The sequence below is a fragment of the Paenisporosarcina sp. genome, assembly GCF_049671445.1.
In the GTDB taxonomy this organism is placed as follows: domain Bacteria; phylum Bacillota; class Bacilli; order Bacillales_A; family Planococcaceae; genus Paenisporosarcina.
The window spans coordinates 1-5,340 of sequence record NZ_JBATUX010000094.1 but is presented as its reverse complement, the minus strand read 5'-3'; the positions used below and the strand labels follow the sequence as shown (position 1 = coordinate 5,340).

Here is a 5,340-nt window from a genome sequence, read left to right as displayed (position 1 = left end):
GTTATCGAAAGGCGTGATCGGCTTTACCATTTCTATCGATAAACTCGAAGGGAAAGCAAAGCTTAGTCAAAATCACTCGAAAGAACGAGTGGAGCGGGTGATTGCCGAACTATCGAAAATAGGTAAGTCAGATGAACAGGAAATTGCGAAATGGATGAGTAAAAAATCGCTATCTGTTGATTAGAGGAGAATAGGAGAAGAGAAATGGAGATTCGGAAACTAACTAGTGATGATGCTGAAGTTTATTGGGATTTGAGACTTGAAGCATTGCAACAAGATCCTGAAGCATTTGCAACTACTTATGAAGATGCGATATCAAGAGTGAACCCTTTGAAAAGAGTTGAAAGTAACTTGGATTCTGAGAATTCTGCAACATTGGGTGCTTTTATCGATAACGAATTAGTTGGTGTGATGACAATTGCAGAAGAAGGAGCCCCAAAACTCCGTCATCGAGTAAACTTGTTTGCTGTCTATGTAACACCGAAAACTAGAGGTAAACGAGTTGGTACAGCTCTTTTGCAGGAAGTGGTAGAGTATACAAAACAAATGCCACATGTAGAGAAAATTAATTTGACAGTGGTCTCCACAAATAAAGTAGCCATAAAATTATACGAAAAAGTTGGCTTTAAATCATTCGGTCTTGAGCATCATGCCATGAAAATGAATGATACATATGTAGATGAAATTTATATGAGTCTATCTTGGTAGGTGAATGACTTGCAAGAAGTGTTATCCATATTCGACGAGAATCATCAAAAAATCGGCGAACAGTCTCGAGATGTTATTCATACAGAAGGGCATTGGCATGAAACATTTCACTGTTGGATTGTTCAAATGAAACTGGATGTACCATATCTTTACTTTCAACAAAGAAGCAAGGTGAAAAAAGATTTCCCTAATTTATACGACATAACAGCAGCTGGACATTTACTTGCTCATGAAATGGTACATGATGGGCTCCGAGAAGTCGAAGAAGAATTGGGTCTCCTTGTGAATATGAATGAACTCCAATCACTTGGGATTATTAGGGACTCCATTGTCCATGGAGAATTTATAGATAATGAATTTGCTCACACGTTTATGTACAAGTCGATAAATGAAAATCAAGCCTTTCGTTTACAAGTAGAGGAAGTAAGCGGGATTTTCTCTGCACCATTATCAGAAGTGATTAGGTTATTTCAGAACAAGGTAGAGTCAATTACTTTGCGGTATGTCACTTCAAATGAAAATGTTGCTGAAAAAATGGTGACACTTATTGATTTCGTTCCACACGGTAAAGGATATATGAATGAAGTGTTGTATAACATTCAGCACCATTTATATGGTTGAGTCAATTTGGTAATTCATACTCTCGATTTCCGTTACGGGCGGACGCTTTCCGCGGGTGGTCCGTGTGCCTCCTCGTTCGTTACTCTCTCTGCGGGGTCACACCTGGACGCACTTTTCCCGCTGGAGTCGCCACCCTTCACTCCAATCAAATGACCGGAATTCTTGAAAAAATTAAAAGGAAAACCCTTCAAATATTCGTGTATCATAATTCCTCAAAAGGCATCTATGAAATTGTTTCTGTTAATAAGAATAAATATTCGATTTTTCGAAAGTAATGTAAAAAGTGATTGCTACTAACTAGCAGTCACTTTTTCTTTTGGTAGCTACGTTAAATACTGCGGATATTCTGCATCCTATGGCGAGCGATACTAAAATTGGTGCTCCTGTTTCAGTTTCGCTATCTTAGCTTCGAAACATGAATAGACAGTGTAACGGAAATCACCAGTCTAGATGAACGGAGTCTTTTTGGAGAACATGTTCGTTGAAACTTTTCACCTATTCAGCCGTATTAAAGAAGATAACATCTAAGAAATGAGGGACACATATGGGATTAACTTTCCTTTATAGCATAGTAGTAGCAATCGTTGCAGCACTGATAATCATGCCGTTAACGCTAACAAAAGAAAAACGAAAAGGGATCGCAGCTGGATTAATTGGCACCACAGTAGTTTTAGCAATTATCGTTTTTGCCTTCTATTATGTAACGAATATAGATCGAAATCCTTCCGCACTTTGGCCGCTAGCGATTTTAGCAACTGGAATTGGTGCATTTTCAGCAACAGGTAAAGAACAACGTGTGAAAGGTGTGCTGTTTTTAGCTGCCATTATCTTTAGTGGTTATATGTTAAGTGCAGTGTTATTTAATGCTGACCATAAATTCGATTCAGCAACAATGAAGCAAGAAGTTGAAATCGAGGCATTCGATGAAACGGAGACGCCTGCAAGTGTACCTCCGAGATTCGCACGAAACAAAATGAAAAAAGCATTTGGTCAAGTTCCTAACACAAGCTATTACGAGTTAGGTAGTTTACAAATTCAAAAAGTAAATGATGCATATGTGTATATTGCGCCTGTTGAATTCTCGGGCTTTTTCAAATGGATAAATGGTGATACAACACCTGGTTATTTTTCCATGAGTGCAACGGATTCATCAGATAACCCTAAGTTTATTGAAGCAGAAATGACCTATACCCCTTCTTCATTCTTTCAAAAAAATGTGGCTCGTCATTTACGTTTAAAAATGCCGGAAACGATTTTCTATGGAGACATGCAACTAGAAATTGATGATGAAGGAGCACCTCACTATATTCGTTCATTCGGAAAATTTGTATCAGCAAGAAATGGTTTTGAAGTAACTGGAGTAGCCTTGGTGGATCCACAATCTGGGGACATTAAAAAGTATGCGCTAGATGAAGTACCTGCCTTTATTGACGGTGCTGTTTCACCAGAAGTCGTAAGTTTGCAAAATGATTATTTCGGAAATTATATTCACGGTTTTTGGAATAGTAAATTTGGTAAGAAAGACGTAAAATTACCTTCTGGCTATGGAACTGAAGCAAATGTTAGTCCTATCTTTAATGAGGACGGAGACATGTATTACTTCACAGATTTCTCAAGTCCAAAAGAAGGTGTCGATTCGATGCTCGGGTATTCATTAACGGATGCACGAACGGGAGAAGCGACGTATTTCACTGGTAATATGGAAGATGCTTATATGGATTCACAAGGCACATTGCAAATTATTGAAAAGAAATTCATTGAGAAAAAATGGACTGGAGAAATGCCGATTCTCTACAATTTTTACGGAGAAGCGAGTTGGTTAACACCCGTTTTAGATGCCAATGGATTCTTGCAAAACTACTTTATTGTATCTGCAGCGAACCCTGAAATTTCTACTTTTGCCAATACGCCTAACGAAGCATTAAAGCTTTATAAAACAGCATTGCAACGTGGTGGTAGTACAGTTGATGGTAGTTCAACTGCTGAAGAAGCGAAGGTATCAGGAAAAGTAGCGCGAGTATATAAAGAACGTGTGGGTGACTTTACTATTGTGTCGTTTATGTTAGCAGATGGAACCAATTACTTGGTATCCACTGAAGTCTCGCCTTTAGCGATTTACTTAGAAGTAGATGATAACGTAAATGTGTCCTTTTTAAACACAGGAGAATTATTCTTACCGGTTAAAGAATTAACAATCACTGGATTGGAATAGGAAATAGGCTGCCCTTTAAAGGTAGCCTATTTTTAACGCCATTAGTTAGACATCACCTCTGTAACAAAACTTAGGAGTTAATGAACACCCTGTATTTACAGTGTAATGTGAGGCTTAACTCTTTCATTAATGTTCATGAACTCGTTCAACAATCTAAGTTCAGTTACCTATACGAAACTAAGTTTGGGTACATGATTTATTCGTCATCTATCATTCCCAAAACTGAAAAACGCTGCATTCGACCGAATTTGGCCAAATGCAACGTTTAATTCTTAAATAAATTGGGACAAGTTAAAAATGATAAATAGAAAAGTTATAACAACCGAACCGACAATAAAATAACCGATATATTTTATTCCTTTTGGTTGAGAATCTAAATCTAGACCCTCTTTATTTAATGGTCCACCAGATTCAATATTTTGCAAATCTTCAATTGGTGAATATATTTTATTTTCTCCATTGGCGTTTGTATTTGTCGTTTGCGTTTCATGAATTTTTTTAATTTCACTCATTTTATTCACCTCACAAATAATTTATCGGAATTTTTAGATTTATATAAACTTTTTATTTAATAATACATAATTATGGAAATCCGAAAAATAAATCCACCTTAGTTGACATAACACTCGGAGTAGGAAGAATTCGACTTCATTCAAATAAAAAACTGGCGTGTAAAATAAAGGCAGTCTTTTATTTATTATTTTCAAACCAATTTCTTAACTTCTCAGCGTAAAATAGACGCTCTTTCGGTGAACTTATATTCCCGTCCATTTTATAAAGATTATCGTCTTTATAACGGGGATACACGTGAAGATGATAGTGCCAAACATCTTGACTGCCACCAGGCTCGTTGTGTTGTCGAGTAGAGATCCCTTCACATTGGTAACACTCTTTTAGTGCATAGGAAACGTTCAAAGACAATTGGTGGATTTTAGTCGCATATTCAATAGGCAAGTCAAAAATATTTTCGAAATGTTGGTTTGGAATAATTATTACGTGTGCTTTATTATTATCCCACCATAACGTGGCGATTAACGCAGTTACATAATCATCTTTATACACTATATCTTGTTGCTTAGATTGAACTAACTTGTTTCCTTTATCCTCTACACCATTTACAACAAGGCAAAAAGGGCACACATAGTCTAATGGCATGTGTTTATAAGGGTTCAAAGAAACTCACCTCCATTATTTTCATCCTTGATTCACTTACTCACGTGGATTGTTTCACGTATGTATCCTAGGTTGACATAACCCCATGATTAGCCTTTTGATTTATTTAGTACGTGTTTTTAAAATCGCCATTTGTTTCTGATCTCGTGTCTGTGCAAGTTCGTTAATCGTTTGATCCCCATAAGAGTCACGCGATTTTTCGGCTAATCTCAAAATCGTTTCTTCATCCATCATGAGATGACCTTGTGCTTCCCAGCTTTTTTCCATCGTGGGTCCTAAGTGACGCATAAATGCTTCCATACCCCCTTGGCCTCCGCCTAAATGCATTCCGAGCATCGGACCTGAAGCAGCCCAACGTAAACCAATGGAATCTTTGACAATTTCATCGACATCTTTCATTTTGACAACGCCTTCATCAACTAAATACATAGCTTCTCGCAACATCGCAAACTGCAAACGGTTTGCCACAAAGCCAAAAACTTCTTTTTGTATGTGTAGTGGAGCTTTGCCAAGCGCTTTATAAAATGTCAGCGCATCTTCAACAGCTTCAGTTGAAGTAAACTCTCCTGGCACCACTTCAACTAATGGCATAACTAGTGGTGGATTAAACGGATGGCCAATCAGCA

6 protein-coding genes and 1 pseudogene are annotated in these 5,340 nt (G+C 37.5%); 4 read left to right on the top strand and 3 right to left on the bottom strand.

Annotated features, from left to right (window positions below; genetic code table 11):
- From WBG45_RS11930 to WBG45_RS11915, 4 genes and pseudogenes are all read left to right on the top strand, one after another.
- Positions 1 to 184: pseudogene (locus tag WBG45_RS11930) on the top strand (FMN-binding negative transcriptional regulator); the annotation flags it as partial.
- A gap of 20 nt (positions 185 to 204) precedes the next feature.
- Positions 205 to 708, top strand: coding sequence for an N-acetyltransferase family protein (locus WBG45_RS11925; protein ID WP_424414826.1), 504 nt, complete (start codon positions 205 to 207; stop codon positions 706 to 708).
- Positions 709 to 726: 18 nt separating this feature from the next.
- Positions 727 to 1,329 (top strand): NUDIX hydrolase, encoded by a 603-nt coding sequence (locus tag WBG45_RS11920; RefSeq protein ID WP_424414828.1) that lies wholly within the window; start codon positions 727 to 729, stop codon positions 1,327 to 1,329.
- Between the two features lie 544 nt (positions 1,330 to 1,873).
- The gene (locus WBG45_RS11915) at positions 1,874 to 3,541 is read left to right on the top strand and encodes a hypothetical protein (RefSeq protein ID WP_424414824.1); all 1,668 of its coding nucleotides are present in this window, start codon (positions 1,874 to 1,876) and stop codon (positions 3,539 to 3,541) included.
- Positions 3,542 to 3,813: 272 nt separating this feature from the next.
- Here WBG45_RS11915 and WBG45_RS11910 read toward each other — a convergent pair whose 3' ends face one another.
- The 3 genes from WBG45_RS11910 to WBG45_RS11900 form a co-directional block, all read right to left on the bottom strand.
- The gene (locus WBG45_RS11910; protein WP_424414822.1) at positions 3,814 to 4,053 is read right to left on the bottom strand and encodes a hypothetical protein; all 240 of its coding nucleotides are present in this window, start codon (positions 4,051 to 4,053) and stop codon (positions 3,814 to 3,816) included.
- A gap of 178 nt (positions 4,054 to 4,231) precedes the next feature.
- A complete protein-coding gene (locus tag WBG45_RS11905; RefSeq protein ID WP_424414821.1) occupies positions 4,232 to 4,714 on the bottom strand; it encodes an HIT family protein in 483 nt (160 codons plus the stop codon).
- A 102-nt stretch (positions 4,715 to 4,816) separates the two neighbouring features.
- Positions 4,817 to 5,340: 3-hydroxyacyl-CoA dehydrogenase family protein (locus WBG45_RS11900; RefSeq protein ID WP_424414820.1), on the bottom strand; the 524-nt coding region annotated here is incomplete at its 5' end.

Excerpts from the sequence above, each read along its gene's own strand:
- WBG45_RS11910 (WP_424414822.1), bottom strand. The coding sequence starts at position 4,053 with ATGAGTGAAATTAAAAAAATTCATGAAACGCAAACGACAAATACAAAC.
- WBG45_RS11925 (WP_424414826.1), top strand. The coding sequence starts at position 205 with ATGGAGATTCGGAAACTAACTAGTGATGATGCTGAAGTTTATTGGGAT.
- WBG45_RS11915 (WP_424414824.1), top strand. The coding sequence starts at position 1,874 with ATGGGATTAACTTTCCTTTATAGCATAGTAGTAGCAATCGTTGCAGCA.